At 72.7% G+C, this 16,166-nt stretch carries 14 protein-coding genes; 7 read left to right on the forward strand and 7 right to left on the reverse strand.

What is annotated here, in order from left to right:
- Window positions 1-129 precede the first annotated feature (129 nt).
- A complete protein-coding gene (locus tag ACZ6C1_RS04970; protein ID WP_469237743.1) occupies window positions 130-1,221 on the forward strand; it encodes a glutamate--cysteine ligase 2 in 1,092 nt (363 codons plus the stop codon).
- Between the two features lie 36 nt (window positions 1,222-1,257).
- On the opposite strand, the gene ACZ6C1_RS04975 is transcribed toward ACZ6C1_RS04970, so the two are convergent.
- The 3 genes from ACZ6C1_RS04975 to ACZ6C1_RS04985 form a co-directional block, all read right to left on the reverse strand.
- A complete protein-coding gene (locus ACZ6C1_RS04975) occupies window positions 1,258-2,325 on the reverse strand; it encodes a calcium:cation antiporter (protein WP_469238170.1) in 1,068 nt (355 codons plus the stop codon).
- Between the two features lie 199 nt (window positions 2,326-2,524).
- Window positions 2,525-4,078 (reverse strand): acyl-CoA synthetase, encoded by a 1,554-nt coding sequence (locus ACZ6C1_RS04980; RefSeq protein ID WP_469237745.1) that lies wholly within the window; start codon window positions 4,076-4,078, stop codon window positions 2,525-2,527.
- The gene (locus ACZ6C1_RS04985; protein WP_469237747.1) at window positions 4,075-5,196 is read right to left on the reverse strand and encodes an NAD(P)H-dependent flavin oxidoreductase; all 1,122 of its coding nucleotides are present in this window, start codon (window positions 5,194-5,196) and stop codon (window positions 4,075-4,077) included. The genes ACZ6C1_RS04980 and ACZ6C1_RS04985 overlap by 4 nt, the downstream gene beginning before the upstream one ends.
- Before the next feature lie 396 nt (window positions 5,197-5,592).
- Here ACZ6C1_RS04985 and ACZ6C1_RS04990 point away from each other — a divergent pair, with 396 nt between their 5' ends.
- The 3 genes from ACZ6C1_RS04990 to ACZ6C1_RS05000 all read left to right on the forward strand — a co-directional run bounded on the left by ACZ6C1_RS04990 (window position 5,593) and on the right by ACZ6C1_RS05000 (window position 8,168).
- Entirely contained in the window at window positions 5,593-7,374 is a 1,782-nt protein-coding gene (locus ACZ6C1_RS04990) for a serine hydrolase domain-containing protein (protein WP_469237749.1), read from the forward strand.
- A gap of 85 nt (window positions 7,375-7,459) precedes the next feature.
- Complete coding sequence (locus ACZ6C1_RS04995) at window positions 7,460-7,654, forward strand: antitoxin (RefSeq protein WP_469237751.1); 195 nt, start codon at window positions 7,460-7,462, stop codon at window positions 7,652-7,654.
- Between the two features lie 340 nt (window positions 7,655-7,994).
- On the forward strand, window positions 7,995-8,168 hold the full coding sequence (locus ACZ6C1_RS05000; protein WP_469237752.1) for a hypothetical protein: 174 nt from the start codon (window positions 7,995-7,997) through the stop codon (window positions 8,166-8,168).
- 60 nt (window positions 8,169-8,228) lie between these two features.
- Here the strand turns inward: ACZ6C1_RS05000 and ACZ6C1_RS05005 are convergent, their stop codons facing one another.
- Complete coding sequence (locus ACZ6C1_RS05005) at window positions 8,229-10,490, reverse strand: serine/threonine-protein kinase (protein WP_469237754.1); 2,262 nt, start codon at window positions 10,488-10,490, stop codon at window positions 8,229-8,231.
- A 300-nt stretch (window positions 10,491-10,790) separates the two neighbouring features.
- Entirely contained in the window at window positions 10,791-11,156 is a 366-nt protein-coding gene (locus ACZ6C1_RS05010) for an ArsR/SmtB family transcription factor (protein ID WP_469237757.1), read from the reverse strand.
- A gap of 209 nt (window positions 11,157-11,365) precedes the next feature.
- Here ACZ6C1_RS05010 and ACZ6C1_RS05015 point away from each other — a divergent pair, with 209 nt between their 5' ends.
- On the forward strand, window positions 11,366-12,721 hold the full coding sequence (locus ACZ6C1_RS05015) for an NAD(P)-binding domain-containing protein (protein ID WP_469237759.1): 1,356 nt from the start codon (window positions 11,366-11,368) through the stop codon (window positions 12,719-12,721).
- Between the two features lie 8 nt (window positions 12,722-12,729).
- A complete protein-coding gene (locus tag ACZ6C1_RS05020; protein ID WP_469237761.1) occupies window positions 12,730-13,956 on the forward strand; it encodes an MFS transporter in 1,227 nt (408 codons plus the stop codon).
- A 47-nt stretch (window positions 13,957-14,003) separates the two neighbouring features.
- Here ACZ6C1_RS05020 and ACZ6C1_RS05025 read toward each other — a convergent pair whose 3' ends face one another.
- On the reverse strand, window positions 14,004-15,182 hold the full coding sequence (locus ACZ6C1_RS05025) for an acyl-CoA dehydrogenase family protein (protein ID WP_469237764.1): 1,179 nt from the start codon (window positions 15,180-15,182) through the stop codon (window positions 14,004-14,006).
- Window positions 15,183-15,314: 132 nt separating this feature from the next.
- On the opposite strand from ACZ6C1_RS05025, the gene ACZ6C1_RS05030 reads away from it, so the two are divergent.
- Entirely contained in the window at window positions 15,315-15,506 is a 192-nt protein-coding gene (locus ACZ6C1_RS05030) for a hypothetical protein (RefSeq protein WP_469237766.1), read from the forward strand.
- 238 nt (window positions 15,507-15,744) lie between these two features.
- On the opposite strand, the gene ACZ6C1_RS05035 is transcribed toward ACZ6C1_RS05030, so the two are convergent.
- A complete protein-coding gene (locus ACZ6C1_RS05035; protein WP_469237768.1) occupies window positions 15,745-16,161 on the reverse strand; it encodes a CBS domain-containing protein in 417 nt (138 codons plus the stop codon).
- Window positions 16,162-16,166: the final 5 nt, after the last annotated feature.

The following is a 16,166-nucleotide window of genomic DNA, read 5'->3' on the forward strand; positions in this document are numbered from 1 at the left end:
GTTCTGCCCGTATGCCCCGTCCGCGCTCCCCCGCACACCCGTGCGGGGGAGCGGCGCCCGGCGGTCGATGCGTGAGGGACCGGATCCAGGGCAAGCGACCGGCATTCACGTAAGAAAGGCAGGCAGGTCATGCGCAGTGTGGGTGTCGAGGAGGAGCTGCTCCTGGTGGACAGCCGGACCGGGGAACCGAGGGCCTTGTCGACGGCCGTCCTGGCCGCCGCGGCGCGGGACCCCGAGGCCGACGAGGAGGTCTTCGAGAGCGAACTGCAACGGCAGCAGTTGGAGTTCGCCACCCGCCCGCAGACCGTCATGGGCGACCTGGGTGAGGAGATCCGGCGGTGCCGGGCGGAGGCGGCGCGGCACGCCGAGGGGCTGAACGCGACGGTCGCCGCCCTGGCGACCTCACCGCTCCCGGTGTCCCCCACCATCGGGAACGGTGAACGCCACCAGTGGCTGAAGGAGCACTTCGGCCTCACCGCGCAGGAGCAGTTGACGTGCGGCTGTCACGTGCACGTGTCGGTCGAGTCGGACGAGGAGGGCGTGGCGGTCCTGGACCGGATCCGGCCGTGGCTTCCGGTGTTGCTGGCCATGAGTACCAACTCGCCGTTCTGGCAGGGCGAGGAGAGCGGGTACGCCAGCTACCGCAACCGCGTGTGGGGGCGCTGGCCGTCGGCCGGCCCAGTGGAGATCTTCGGTTCCGCCGACCGTTACCACGAGCAGGTCGCCGACATGGTGGCGAGCGGGGTGCTGCGGGACGAGGGGATGGTCTACTTCGACGCCCGGCTGTCCCACTCGTACCCGACGGTGGAGATCCGGGTGGCGGACGTCTGTCTCGACGCGTCCACCACGGTCCTGCTGGCCACGCTGGTGCGCGCTCTGGTGGAGACGGCGGCGCGGCAGTGGCGCGACGGTGAGCCGCCGGCGCGGCACGGTGTGGCGCTGCTGCGGCTGGCTGCCTGGCGGGCGGCCCGTTCGGGGCTGGAGGACCGGCTCGTCCACCCGGTGACGATGCGGCCCGCGCCGGCCGAGGCGGTGGTGCGGGCGCTGTTCGACCACGTCAGGGACGCGCTGGAGGACAGTGGTGACGTGGTGCCCGCGCAGGAGGCGCTCGCCGGTCTGCTGAAGACCGGCAATGGTGCCCGGGTCCAGCGGGAGTTGTTGCGGCGGACGGGGAGTCTGCGCGAGGTGGTCGCCGAGTGCGCGCGTATCACCCGGGGGTGACGCGGACCCCCGCCGGGTCCGCGGGGGCTCAGGGGCTCAGGGACTGAACGAGAGGAACACGAAGGCGGCGAACAGCGCCAGGTGCACGCCGCCCTGGAGGAGGGTGGCGCGTCCGGGCACCAGGGTCAGGGCGCTCACCACGGCGGTGAGCGTCAGCAGCGCCAGGTGCAGCGGGCCCAGGCCCAGCACCAGGGGCCCGGACAGCCAGACGGAGGCCAGCGCGATCGCCGGGACGGTCAGCCCGATGCTGGCGATGGCGGAGCCGTACGCGAGGTTGAGGCTGGTCTGTACGCGGTCGCGGCGGGCGGCCCTGACGGCTGCCAGGGTCTCCGGGAGCAGCACCATCAGGGCGATGACGACCCCGACGACCGCCTTGGGCAGGCCGGCCGACTCCACACCGTCCTCGATGGCCGGTGAGACGAGCTTGGCGTTGCCGACGACGGCGACGAGGGCCAGGACCAGGAGGCCGAGGCTCCACCAGGTCTCCCGGAGGCCGGGCGGCGGGGCGTGCACGTCGTCGCCGCCGGTCGCCTCGCCACCGGTCGTGTCGCCGTCGTGGGCGACGGGGAGGAAGTAGTCGCGGTGGCGGACGGTCTGTACGGCGACGAAGAGCCCGTACAGGCAGAGTGAGGCGACGGCGGCGAAGGCGAGCTGCACCCCGGTGAACTCGGGGCCCGGCCGGCTGGTGGTGAAGCTGGGCAGTACCAGCGTCATGGCGGCGAGGGTGATGACGGTGGCGAGTGCGCCGCCGGAGCCCTCGGCGTTGAACACCGCGACGTGTCTGCGGAGGGCGGCGACGAGGAGGGACAGGCCGACGATGCCGTTGCAGGTGATCATGACGGCGGCGAAGACGGTGTCCCGGGCGTAGGTGGACGCCTTGTCGCCGCCACCGGCCATCAGCATGACGATGAGTCCGACCTCGATGACCGTCACGGCGACGGCGAGCACGAGTGACCCCAATGGCTCACCGACGCGGTGGGCGACGACCTCGGCATGGTGCACGGCCGACAGGACCGAGCCGATCAGGCACAGCCCGACGACGGCCACGACCGGTCCCGGCAGGTCGCGCCCCCATCCGATGCCCAGGACGAGCACGGCGACCACCGGCACCCAGGTGCTCCACTGGTGGGTGAGCCGCGCCCCGCCGCCGCGTGTGCCGTTGCCGCGCGCGCCGGTGTCCGTGCCGGTGTGCCCGTCGGTGCCCGCGCCCCTGCCGGTGCTCATGCCGCCACGCTGCCAGAGCGGGCGGCGCGCCGCGCGGTGTGGGCACCGAAACGGGTGCGCCGGCACCCCGCCACATCGGTCAGAGGGGCCGCTGGTGGCCCTCCCAGTACGGCTCGCGGAGGCGGCGTTTGTAAAGCTTGCCGTTGGGGTCGCGGGGCATCGTGGTGATGAAGTCGAGGCTCTTGGGGCGTTTGTAGCCCGCGAGGCGTTCGGCGCAGTGGGCGAGGATCCCGGCGGCCAGGGCGTCGTCGGGGGTGTGGCCGTCGGCGGGTTCGACGACCGCCTTGACCTCCTCGCCCCAGTCGGCGTGAGGAATGCCGAACGCGGCGGCGTCGGCGACGGCGGGGTGGGTGAGCAGGACGGCCTCGATCTCGGCGGGGTAGATGTTGACGCCGCCCGAGATGATCATGTCGATCTTGCGGTCGCGGAGGAAGAGGTAACCGTCCTCGTCGAGGTGGCCGAGGTCGCCGACGGTGAAGTAGTCGCCGATGCGGTTCCTGCGGGTCTTGTCCTCGTCCTTGTGGTAGCTGAAGCCGCCGGTCGTCATCCTCATGTAGACGGTGCCCAGTTCGCCGGCCGGGAGGCGGTTGCCGTCGTCGTCGAAGACGGCGAGCTCGCTGATGGGCCAGGCCTTGCCGACCGTACCGGGCTTCTTCAGCCAGTCCTCCGCGGTGGCGAACGCGCCGCCGCCCTCGCTGGCCGCGTAGTACTCCTCGACGCAGGTGCCCCACCAGTCGATCATCGCCCGCTTGACGTGGTCGGGGCAGGGGGCCGCCCCGTGGATCGCGTGGCGCATCGACGTCACGTCGTACCGGGCCCTCACCTCGTCGGGGAGGGCGAGGAGGCGGTGGAACTGGGTGGGCACCATATGGGTGTGGGTGCACCGGTGGGCGTCGATGAGGCGCAGCATCTCCTCGGGCGCCCACTTGTCCATGACCACGAGGGGGTGGCCGATGTGCAGGGCGGCGCCCGCGAATTGCAGGACGGCGGTGTGGTACAGCGGCGAGCAGACCAGGTGGACGTTCCCGTCGAACGGCTTGATGCCGAAGATGCCGAGGAAGCCTCCGAGGTACGCCTCCTCCGGGGGCCTCCCGGGCAGGGGGCGGCGTATGCCCCGCGGGCGGCCGGTGGTGCCGGAGGTGTAGTTCATCACCCAGCCGAGGGTGCGGTCGTCGGGTGGCGAGCCGGGCTGCGCGGAGAGGAGTTCGGCGTAGGGGCGGAACGTCTCGACGCCGCCGCCCACGGCGTACCGGTGGCTCGCCGGCAGCCGCGCCTCGTCGGCTGCGGACCGGGCGGCTTCGGCGAACCGTTCGTGCGCGATGAGCACCTTGGCTCCGGAGTCGGAGACGATCCAGGCGATCTCGGGGCCGACGAGGTGGTGGTTGACGGGAACCAGGTAGAAGCCCGCCTGGGACGCTGCGAGGTAGGCGGTGAGGAACTCCGCCCCGTTGGGCAGGACGACGGCGAAGGCGTCGCCGGTCCGCAGGCCGGCCGCCCGCAGTCCGTGGACGAGCCGGTTGGCCGCGGTGTGCAGCCGGCCGGCGGTCCACTCCTCGCCGTCGGGGGCGGTCAGGACGGTACGGGCGGGGTCGGCGGTGGCCTGGGCCCAGAAGCCGTTGGGCCGGTCGGTCATGACGGCTCCTCGTGGTTCGCGACGCGGTTGAGGCGGTTGAGGCGCTCGACGGCCCGTTCGAAGCCGCGAGTGAGGTCGTCGAAGACTTCCTGTACGCCGCGCTCGGACGTCATCCGGCCGACGATCTGCCCGACGGGTGTGCCGAGCAGCGGCTCCACCTCGTACTTCTGGATACGGGAGACGGCTTCGGCGACCAGCAGGCCCTGGAGCGGCATGGGCAGGGGCCCGGGGCCGTCCGGGTCGTCCCAGGCGTCGGTCCACCCGGTGCGGAGCTGACGTGCGGGTTTGCCGGTCAGGGCCCGGGAGCGGACGGTGTCGCCCGAGCCGGCGGCCAGGAGCTTGGCGGTGAGGGCGCGCGAGTGGAGGTCGGCCTCGGTGGTGGTGAGCCAGATCGAGCCGAGCCAGACGCCCTGGGCGCCGAGGGCGAGCCCGGCGGCGATCTGCTCGCCGCTGCCGATGCCCCCGGCGGCGAGGACGGGCAGCGGGTCGACGGCGTCGACGACCTCGGGGGTGAGGACCATGGACGCGATCTCGCCGGTGTGGCCGCCGGCCTCGTATCCCTGGGCGACCACGATGTCGATGCCCGCGTCCGCGTGGCGCCGGGCGTGCTTGGCGCTGCCGGCGAGGGCGGCGACGAGGACGCCCTGCCGGTGTGCGCGGTCGACGACGTCGGGGGGCGGGGAGCCGAGCGCGTTGGCGAGGAGGGCGATGGGGTAGTCGAAGGCGACGTCGAGCTGGCCGCGGGCGACCTGTTCCATCCAGCCGGTGATGCGCCAGCCGGAGGCTTCGCCTTCGGACAGTTCGGGTACGCCGTGCTTGGCGAGGGTTTCGGCGACGAAACGCCGGTGCGTGTCGGGAATCATCGCCTCGACGTCGGCCTCGCTCACCCCCTCCACCTTCTTGGCCGGCATGACGACGTCGAGGCCGTACGGCAGGCCTTCGGTGTGCTCCTGCATCCAGTCGAGGTCGCGGGCCAGGTCGTCGGGGGCGGTGTAGCGGACGGCGCCGAGTACGCCGAACCCGCCCGCCCTGGTGATGGCGGCCGCCACGGCGGGGAAGGGTGTGAAGCCGAAGATGGCGTGCTCGACACCCAGTCTCTTGCTCAGCTCCGTCCTCATGGGCGGCAGGATGCCGCAGCGAGGCGGACGAGGGAAGAGATTTTCTGATGATGCGTCAGATTCTTTCCTGGTGGCCGGTTCTTGACGCCACGGGGCGGTGGTAAGAAAGTTTCACGTGGTGCGGGCGGTGCCGAAGGATTTTTTCAGGACGTGGGGAGCTTCAGGGCTTTTCAGGCGCTTCGGGAGCGCTTCCGGGACGGTTGCTGGGCGAACGCGGACGGGTCCGGAGCGGATCCGGGACGGTTGCTGGGCGAACGCGGAGGGGTCCGGAGCGATTCCTGGGCGGCTGCGGGGCGACAGCGGGCGGTTCCGGAGCGATTCCGAGGGCGCTTCGGCGGGCTGCCGGGGGCGCGTCCGGGGCTTCCGGAGCGACACCGGGGAGGGAGCATGATGGGCATGACGGAGGGGATGAACCGCCGCCGGTTCGGCGGCGGGGTGCTGGCCCTGGGAGGTGCGTTGGTGATCGGTTCGATTCCGGGGGCAGGGGCCGCGGCGGCTGATGCCGGCCGTACGGCGGGAGGCGGCCGGCCGACACTGCGGCTGGGCTCCGCGGAGCGTGCCGGGTTACTGCCCGAGCACCTGGACCGGCTGGTCACCGACGCCGAGCGGTTCCTGGAGCCCTCCCCCAAGCACCCGTGGTACGCGGGGGCGGTGTTGCTGGCGGGGCGCGGCGCGACGGTGGCGCTGCACCGGGCGATCGGGTACGCGGTGCGCTATGCGGCGTACGACGAGAAGACCGACACGGGCGTGGAGTTGCCGCCGGAGCGGCGGATCGCGATGGCCGACGACACGGTGTTCGACCTGGCGTCGGTCTCCAAGCTCTTCACGTCCGTCCTGGCCGTTCAGCAGATCGAGCGCGGGGCGCTGGAGCTGGAGGAGAAGGTCACGGCGTACCTGCCGGAGTTCGGGGGCGGGGGCAAGCAGGACATCACGGTGCGTCAGCTCCTCACGCACACCTCGGGTTTCCGCTCCTGGATCCCGCTGTACAAGGAGCCGACCCGGGAGGGAAAGCTGCGGCTGTTGTGGCAGGAGGCCCCGGTGCACCCGCCGGGCAGCCGCTACCTCTACTCGGACCTCAATCTGATCTCGCTGCAACTGATCCTGGAAGAGATCACCGGTCACTCTCTGGACGCCCTGCTCCGGAACGAGATCACCGCTCCGCTCGGGATGCACCGTACGCGTTTCAACCCGCCCGCGTCCTGGCGGCCGAAGATCGCCGCCACGGAGGACGCCCGTGCGCCCTGGTCCGGTCTCGACCGAGGACTGGTGTGGGGCGAGGTCCACGACGAGAACGCGTACGGCTTCGGCGGCGTCGCCGGTCACGCCGGCGTCTTCTCGTGCGCCTGGGACCTCGCGGTCCTCGCCCGTACGCTGCTGAACGGCGGCGTCTACGGGCACTCCCGCATCCTGGAGCCGAAGTCGGTGGAGCTGATGTTCACCGACTTCAACACCTCCTTCCCCGGGGACGAGCACGGTCTGGGCTTCGAGCTCTACCAGCACTGGTACATGGGTGCCATGGCCACCCCGTACACGGCGGGCCACACCGGTTTCACCGGCACGAGCCTGGTCGTGGACCCCACCACCGACTCCTTCCTGGTCGTCCTCGGCAACTCGGTCCACCCGGTACGCGGTTGGCGCTCCGGCTCGGCGCCGCGCGTGGCCGCCGCGAACCACTTGGCACGCGCCGTTCCCGTACGCCCGGCCCGTGGCCGCACCGCCTGGTACGCGGGGATGGCGTCGAGTGCGGCGGCGACGCTCACCCTGCCGGAGCTGACACCCGCCTCACCGCGCCCGAGGCTGCGCTGCTCGCTGTGGTGGGACACCGAGCCCGGCCCGGACGCCCTGGTCCTGGAGGCGTCCGGCGACGCGGGCGCCACGTGGCGGCCGGTGCCGTTCGTGACCACACGTCCCGGGCAGGAACCCCGGCCGCACCCCGCGGGGTCGGTCAGCGGGTGGTCCGGCCGGGTCTGGCACCGGATGGAGGCGGACCTGTCCGCGTGGCGGGGCACTCCAGTGCGGCTGCGCTGGCGGTACTCGACGGACCGGCTGTACGTCGGCCGCGGAGTGTACGTGGACGCCGTCCGGGTGCAGGACGGCTCCCGCACCCTCTTCGACGAGGCACGGCCCGCGGACGGGGCCCGCATCGAGGCGCAGGGGTGGACCGCGTCGGCGGACTGAGGGGGCGGGGGGCGTCGCGGATGCGGGTTTCGCACGGACGGGCGAAACTGAGGGCGGGGGGTCACTCGGCGAGGAGGACGACCCTATGTCCGTGATGGACAAGCTCAAGCAGATGCTCAAGGGCCACGAGGGCCAGGCCGACAAGGGAGTCGACCGGGGCGGTGACTACGTCGACAAGAGGACCCAGGGGAAGCACAGCGGCCAGGTCGACACCGGGCAGGACAGGCTGAAGGACCAGTTCGGCAGCGACCCCAACCAGGATCCGCCGACCCGGACCTGACCCGCCTCACCCCGCCCCCGTGGCGCCGGAGCAGCGGCTCGGCGACTCCACCGGAGTCGCTCGGGCCGCTGTTCCGCGCTTGGAGCGACCTTCCGGGGCATCACCCGATCGGCGCAGTATGCGGCCGGCCGGCCCGGGCAGGAGCGGCCCATCGGGTCCGGTTACTCCTCCGTGCCCGGTGTGTGGGAGTGCCGCAGCCGCCTGCCGAAGGCGGCTCCGCGGGCGGCTGCGGCACCTGATGACCGGGCGAGGGGCCACCACCCGCCCGCGCGACTCGGCGTGCGGTGGGGCGGCAGCTGATGAACAGTCGTGTCGAGTCCCCAACTCGAAGGAGAAACTCATGCTTCGGCGCATCTCGCTCGTTCTGGCCGGTCTGCTCGCGGTCGGCTTCATGGCCGCGGCCCCCGCCGCCGCCCACTCGGACGTGGAAGGCTGCTGGGGGTCGGGCGGCCACGTGAAGGCCGGCGACGTCAAGGTCAAGCACTTCGACCACACCTGCTGGGACGTCGGCTGACCACAAGAGGCACACGGATGGGCGCCCCGGTGGCGCCCATCCGTGTGTCCGCGTAACGGGCTAGGGGCCGCCGCGCAGGCGGCGCAGTTCGGCGACCCGCCGGTACAGTTCGACGGCCTCGGTCTGCCGGCCCAGCTGCTGCAGACAGTGTGCCTCGTCGTTGCGGCTGGTCAGGGCGTCCGGGTGGGTGGCGCCGAGGACCCTGTCCCGGGCCCGGGCGACGCGTTGGTACACGGAGAGCGCCTCGTCCCAGCGGCCCTGCCAGCCGAGTCCCACGGCGACCTCCCGGCAGCTCACCAGTGTGTCGGGGTGGTCGGGGCCCAGCACCCGCTCGCGGATCGCCCACACGTCACGGGCCTCGGCGAGCGCCTCCTGCCAGCGGCCCAGGCGGCCGAGGTTGACCCCCAGGCCGTGCCGGGCCCGCAGCGTCTCCGGGTGGTCGGCGCCGTCCGCCCGGGTGCGGACGTCGACGAGGTCGCGGTACAGCTCCAGCGCCTCGTGGCTGCGGCCCAGCCTGCCGAGGCTTATCCCCACCTCGTAGCGGGCGGCGAGCGTGTCGGGGTGGTCCGGGCCGAGGGCGTGGGCGCGTGCCGCGGCGACCTCCCGGTAGGTGCTCAGCGCCTCGGTCCAGTGCCCGAGCTGGCCGAGTGTGTACGCCACTTCGTACCGGGTGACCAGGGTGTCGGGGTGTTCGGGCCCCAGCAGGCGGGCGCGGGCGGCGGCCACGTCGTGCGCCATCCGGTACGACTCCTCCAGGCGCCCCAGCCTGCCGAGGTTGAACGCCAGGTTGTGGCGGCACCGCAGCGTGTCGGGGTGGTCGGCGCCCATGGTGCGGGTGCGGGCGTCGAGGACGGAGGTGTACACCTGGTGGGCCTCGAAGTGGCGCCCGAGCCGGCCCAGGACGTACGCCATTTCCTGGCGGGCGGTGAGGGTGTCGGGGTGGTCCGGGCCGAGTGTCCGGGCCCGGCCCTCGGCGACGCGGCCGAACTCGCGCAGGGCGTCGGCGTCGCGGCCGGTCCTGCTGAGCGTGAAGCCGACCTCGTACCGGCTGGTGAGCGTGTCGGGATGGTCGGGGCCCAGGGCGTGTTCCCGTTCGGCGGCGACCGCGCGGTGCACCTCGCCCGCCTCCTCCCAGCGACCGAGCCGGCCGAGGCTGAGGCCCGTGCTGTGCCGGCCCGCCAACTGGGCGAGCGCCTCGGGCGGTGGCGTGGGGCGGTGGGGACGGGGCGGTGCCGGTGCCGGTGCCGCTGCCGGCGAGGGGGGCGCGGGGAGTGCGGTGCCGCGCGATTCGGTGGAGGTGGTCCACTCGCCGGTGAGGCCGGCCGCCGGGTCGGGCGGCGGGGCGGCGTGCAGCAGGGCGGTACCGACGGCCTTGTGGCCGGTGGTCATGCCCCGGGTCCAGGACGGCAGGTGGGGGGAGCGCGGGTACGCGGGTGCGAGGGGGAAGGGGGCGTGGAGCACCGCGGCGGTGGTGGGGCGGGCGGAGGCGATACGGCGGCGGAGGTCGGCGGCGTCGGCGGGGCGGGCGTCGGGGGTCTTGGCGAGCAGGTCGAGGACGGCCCGCTCGAAGAACTCGGGGAGTTCGGCCCGGTGGTTGCGCAGCGGCTCGGGCGGAGTGTCGCGGTGGCCCACCAGGATGGCCCAGGCGTCGCCCAGGTCGAACGGCGGTACGCCGGTGGCGATCTCGTACAGGACGCAGCCCAGCGAGTACAGGTCGCTGCGGTGGTCGACGTGGCCGCCGCTGATCTGCTCGGGCGACATGTAGTGCGGGGTGCCCATGGCGATTCCGGTGCCGGTGAGGCGGGCGGTGAAGCCGATGTCGGCACCGAGGCGGGCGATGCCGAAGTCGCAGATCTTCACCGTGCCGTCGGCCAGCCGCATGATGTTGGCGGGCTTGAGGTCCCGGTGCACGATGCCCTGCCGGTGGGTGTGGGCGAGGGCGTCGGCGACCTGTTCGGCGATGTCGACGACGTCCTGGACGGGCAGCGGATGCTGCTTGTTGTCCTCCAGGAGCTGGCTGAGGTTGCGGCCGTCGAGGAGTTCCATGACGAGGTAGAGCAGGCCGTCGGACTCACCGAAGTCGTGGACGACGGTGATGCCGCGATGCTGGAGCGCGGCCGCGACGCGCGCCTCGCGGCGGAACCGCTCGCGCAGCACGGTGACGAAGTTCCGGTCGTGTTGCGGTCCCAGTGGCTTGAGGCACTTGACCGCCACCCGGCGGCCGAGCGATTCGTCGGTGGCGCGCCACACCTCGCCCATGCCGCCGCGTCCGATCACCTCCTCGAGCCGGTAGCGCCCTTGGAGCAGCCTGGTGTCCCCCATCGCGTGCCATCGCCCCCGTCGAGTCCCCGTACAGCCCGTCGAACTGCCCGTCGCCCCCGCTACGCCCTCCCCGGCCCGTCCAGTATGGCGGCCTGTCTGTGGAGTTTGTACGGGGCCGGGCGGGTGTCGGGTCCCAGTCTGGACACGGCGTGGAGCATGTGCCGGGGCGGGAGTTGCCGACGGATACGGGAGGGGTCGCAGCGCAGCGGGTTGCCGGTCGGTTGCAGTGCAGCGGGTTGCCGGTCGCGATCCGCTGGTACGCGCCCGTGGGGGGGAGCCGGCGGGCGTTCGGGGCGTGACCTACGCGCCGGCGGCGCGGGTCAGGAGCTGGCCCATGGCCGCGAGGACCGCCGGTTCGACCCGGTAGTACACCCAGGTGCCGCGCCGCTCGGAGGAGAGCAGTCCGGCTTCCTTGAGCTTCTTCAGGTGATGGGAGACGGTCGGCTGGGAGACCCCCACATCGGAGATGTCGCAGACGCACGCCTCGCCGCCCTCGTGCGAGGCGACCGCGGAGAAGAGCCGCAGGCGCACGGGATCGCCCAGGGCCTTGAACATCGCGGCGGTGCGCTCGGCCTCGTCCGCGGTCAGCGGGCGCTCGGTGAGCGGCGGGCAGCAGGGCACCACGCCTTCGGGCTCCAGCAGCGGCAGCACGTTCACATTCGACATGCGTCTATGTTGACACATGTCGAACCAGCCAGCCAGGGGCGCCTCACCGACGGAGACCGGGGCGGCACGGCGCGCGACCCGCTCGGCGTCGACGTACCCCATGGAACGATCTACCGATTCGATGGATGTCTATGTTGACGCACATCGAATCAGATGCCATGCTGGCTGCGCAAGCCATCGACAGATGTCGAAACACCGAGGAGTCGACCGTGAACGCGCCTGCCACCACCGAGCTGCCCGTCGTTGTCATCGGAGCGGGCCCCGTCGGCCTGGCCGCCGCCGCACACCTCGTCGACCAGGGCATCGAGCCCCTGGTCCTGGAGGCCGGTCCGGTCGCCGGCAGTGCCGTGCGGGAGTGGAGCCACGTACGGCTGTTCTCCGCCTGGGGCGAGGTCGTCGACCCGGCCGCGGAGAAGCTCCTGGCCCCCACCGGCTGGGTGAAGCCGCAGGAGGCCACCTACCCGACCGGCGGCGAATGGGCGGAGCGGTACCTGCAGCCGCTGGCCGCCGTCCTGGGCGAGCGCGTCCGCCTCGGCGCCCGCGTCACCGGCGTCTCCCGCCTCGGCCGCGACCGGGTCGTGGACGCCGACCGCGAGACCCAGCCCTTCACCGTCCACATCACCCACGCCGACGGCGGCGAGGAACGGCTCACCGCCCGCGCCGTCATCGACGCCTCCGGCACCTGGTCCACCCCCGGCCCCATCGGTGGGGACGGCCTGCCCGCCCTCGGTGAGCGCTCCGCGGCCGACCGGATCTCGTACCGCGTCCCGGACCTGAGGGACCCGGTCGTCCGCGCCCGGTACACCAGCAGGCGAACCGCGGTCATCGGCTCCGGCGCCTCCGCGTTCACCGCCCTCGCCCTCCTCGCCGACCTGGCGAGGGACGAGGCGGGTACGCACACCACCTGGATCCTGCGGCGCGGTATCAGCGGCTCCACCTTCGGGGGCGGCGAAGCCGACCAACTGCCCGCCCGCGGAGCCCTCGGCCTGGCCGCCAAGGCCGCCGTCGACAACGGCTACGCCGACGCCGTCACCGGCTTCCGCACCACCGCCGTGGAGAGGTCCGACGACCAGCTCGTCCTCGTCGCGGAGGATGGCCGCCGCCTCGACCCCGTCGACGAGGTCATCGTCCTCACCGGCTTCCGCCCCGACCTCACCTTCCTCGACGAGCTCCGCCTCGGCCTCGACGAGCGACTCCAGGCTCCCACCGAGCTGGCCCCGCTGATCGACCCCAACCAGCACTCCTGCGGAACCGTCTACCCGCACGGCGTCAACGAGCTCTCGCACCCGGAGAAGGACGTCTACCTCGTCGGGATGAAGTCCTACGGCCGCGCCCCGACCTTCCTGGCCATGACCGGCTACGAGCAGGTCCGCTCCATCGCCGCCGCCCTCGCCGGCGACATGGAGGCCGCCGAGCGGGTCGAGCTCACCCTCCCCGAGACGGGAGTCTGCGGTGGTGCCGGCCTCTTCGACGAGCCCGAGGCCGCCGAGGCGACCGGCGGAGGCTGCTGCGCGGCACCCGCCACCCTCACCATCGGCGCCCCCGTCTCCTCCGGCGGCTGCTGACCGGCGCGGTGACGAACCTTCACAGCGGCGCGGCCGCGATCGGGACGGGGGTCCGGTCGCGGCCGCGCGCCGCGCTGCCCGCCCTGTGCGCCACCCAGATCACGAGCTGGGGCATCGTCTACTACGCGTTCCCCGTCCTGCTCTCACGCCTGACCGCCGACACCGGCTGGTCCTCCGGCGCGGCAACGGGCGCGTTCTCCATGGCCCTTCTCGTCTCCGGCGTAGTGGGGATCCCGGTCGGCCGCATCCTCGATCGTCGCGGCCCCCGCGCGGTCATGACCGCCGGCTCGGTCATCGGCGTGCTCGCACTCCTGCTGATCGCGGCCGCCCCCGGCCTGCCCGTCTTCTTCCTCGGCTGGATGCTGGCGGGCATCGCGATGGCGGCCACCTTCTACCCGCCCGCCTTCGCCGCCCTCACCCGCTGGTGGGGCCCCGACCGCATCCGCGCCCTGACCATCGTCACCCTCGCGGGCGGACTGGCCTCCACCGTCTTCGCCCCGCTGACCGCCGTGCTCGCCGAACACCTGAGCTGGAGGCAGACGTACGCGGTCCTCGCCGGCATCCTCGCGGCCGTCACCATCCCCGCACACGCCCTGGCGTTGCGTGCCCCGTGGCCTGCCGCCCCACCCCAGCCACCCACGACGGACCGCACCCCGATCCCCCGGAGCCGCCCCTTCCTTCTCCTGGCCTCGGCCTTCACCCTCTCCAGCTTCGCCATGTACGCGGTGGTCATCGGTCTCGTCCCACTCCTCACCGAGCGAGGCGCCGGCGCGTCAACGGCCGCCTGGGCACTGGGACTCGGCGGGGCGGGCCAGACCCTCGGGCGCACCCTGTACGCCGGCCTGTCGGCCCGCACGTCCGTCACGACCCGCACGGCCACCCTCATCGCCCTCGGCGGCGCGACGACAGCCGCTCTGGCCCTCGTCCCGGGCCCGATGCCCCTGCTGGTCGTCCTCTCGGTCCTGGCGGGAATCGTCCGTGGCAACCTCACCCTCCTCCAGGCCACCGCCGTGACCGACCGCTGGGGCACCACGCACTACGGCCGCCTCTCGGGTCTCCTGAGCGCCCCCGCCCACATCGCCGCGGCCCTCGCCCCATGGGCAGGCGCCGCCCTCGCCGGTCCCCTGGGGGGCTACGCGCATCTCTTCGCCGTCCTTGCCGCGCTGTCACTCGTCTCGACGGTTCTTACGCTCCTGTGCCCAGTGAAGGGGCAGCCGGTGCGAAGCGGTGGATGACCAGGGCGAGACGCCGGGAGCTCCCACCACTGTCTGTCGTCGCGACGTCATCGCCGTACCCGGGGCATGCCCAGGCCGATCCAGGAGATGATCTCGCGCTGGATCTCGTTGTTGCCGCCGCCGAAGGTGAAGATCACGGCGGAGCGGTAGCCGCGCTCCAGGTCGCCGTGGAGGACGGAGCCGGCCGATCCCTCCTTCAGGGGGGCGGCCGAGCCGACCACTTCCATCAGCCAGGCGTAGGCGTCGCGGCGGGCCTCGGAGCCGTACACCTTGACGGCGGAGGCGTCCTGGGGGGTGAGGGTGCCGTGCTGGAGGGCGGTGACCATCCGCCAGTTGAGGAGTTTCATCGCGTCGAGCCTCGTGTGGGTGCGGGCGAGGCGCTGCCTGACCCAGCCGAGGTCGATGACGCGGCGGCCGTCGGCCAGTTCGGTGCCGGCGGCCCAGCGCTGCACGTCGTGCAGGGCACGGATGGCCATGGTGCCGTGGGCGGCGAGGGTGACGCGCTCGTGGTTGAGCTGGTTGGTGATCAGGCGCCAGCCCTGGTTCTCCTCGCCGATGCGGTGGGAGACGGGGACACGGACGTCCTCGTAGTAGCTCGCGGTGGTGTCGTGTCCGGCGAGGGTGTTGATGAGGGTGCAGGAGTAGCCGGGGTCCGTGGTCGGGACGAGGAGCATCGTGATGCCTTTGTGGGGCGGGGCCTGCGGGTCCGTGCGGACGGCGAGCCACACCCAGTCGGCGGTGTCGCCGTTGGTGGTCCAGATCTTCTGTCCGTCGACGACGTACTCGTCGCCCTCGCGGACGGCCTTCGTCCTGAGCGCGGCGAGGTCGGTGCCCGCGTCGGGCTCGCTGTAGCCGATGGCGAAGTCGATCTCGCCGGAGAGGATGCGGGGCAGGAAGTACGCCTTCTGCTCCTCGGTGCCGAACTGCATGATCGTCGGGCCCACGGTGTTGAGGGCCATGAGCGGGAGCGGTACGCCCGCCTGGGCGGCCTCGTCGAAGAAGATGAACTGTTCCATGGGCGTGAGCCCGCGTCCGCCGTACTCCTCGGGCCAGCCCACGCCGAGCCAGCCGTCGGCGCCCAGGCGGCGGATCGTGGCGCGGTAGAACCGCTTGCGGGCGGTCGGGTCGGCGTCGCCCGGGTGGGCGCCTTCCGGTACGAGCTCGGCGAAGTAGGCGCGCAGTTCGGCGCGCAACCGGTGCTGTTCCGGTGTGTATTCGAGGTGCACGGCCCCTCCAGGCGTCGCGGCCAGTCCCTTCGGCGCGGCACAGAGTAGAACGCGTTCCAGTAATCCGGAAGGCCCGTGCCGGGGTTCTCGGTGGCCGCGGCGGGTACCCGGCGGGGTCGGAGGTGATCGCACATGCCCGAGCCAGGCAGCAAGAAGTACGACGTCCGGCGGGCCCGCACCCGCAAGGACGAGGAGAACCGGGGCGTGTCCGACCAGGACGCGAACAAGGAGGCGAACGCGACCCTGCAGGACGACGAGGGTCTCCGCTCGCGGGGCCCCAGGACGGAGCGCGGCCGCGGTCCGAAGGGTGAACGCGGCACCTGACACGGCGCCCGGGGGTGACCGGGAGCCGGCGGATCCCGAGCCCGGCACGCCGGGGCAGGTGGCAGACGAGCGCCAGTGCCGGGGCGCCGGGCTCCACCCCGCACGCTCGGCGGCGCCTCGGCGCGCGGCACGCGCACCCCACCGCCGCCCCTCGGTCGGAGCTCCGCGCTCGCACGCCACCGCCCCGCGAACCTTCGCGGGGCGGTGCTGTGCGTGGGTGTCTTCCGCGCGGGCGGGGTCAGTCGGTGGAGAGGGCCTGCAGGAGGTCGCCGACCTGCGGGTCGGGAAGCGCGCGGGCGACGTCGGCCTGGGCGATCATGCCGACCAGGCGGTGGTCGTCGATCACCGGAAGCCGCCGCACCTTGTGCTCGGACATCTTGCGCAGCACCATCTGCGCATCGTCGTCCGCGTTCACGTAGACGACCTCTCCCTGCGCCAGCTCACCGGCCGTCGTCTTCGCCGGGTCCTTGCCCGCGCCGAGCGCCTTCACCACGATGTCGCGGTCGGTCAGCATGCCCTTGAGCTTGTCGTCGGAGCCGCAGATCGGCATCGCGCCGACCCCGAGCTGCTTCATCATCTCGGCGGCCTGGAGGACGGTGTCGCCCTCGCCGACGCAGTCGACGCCCTTGGTCATCAGCTGCCGTGCGGTCGTCATGCCTT

It is taken from the genome of Streptomyces sp. NPDC041796 (assembly GCF_055590785.1).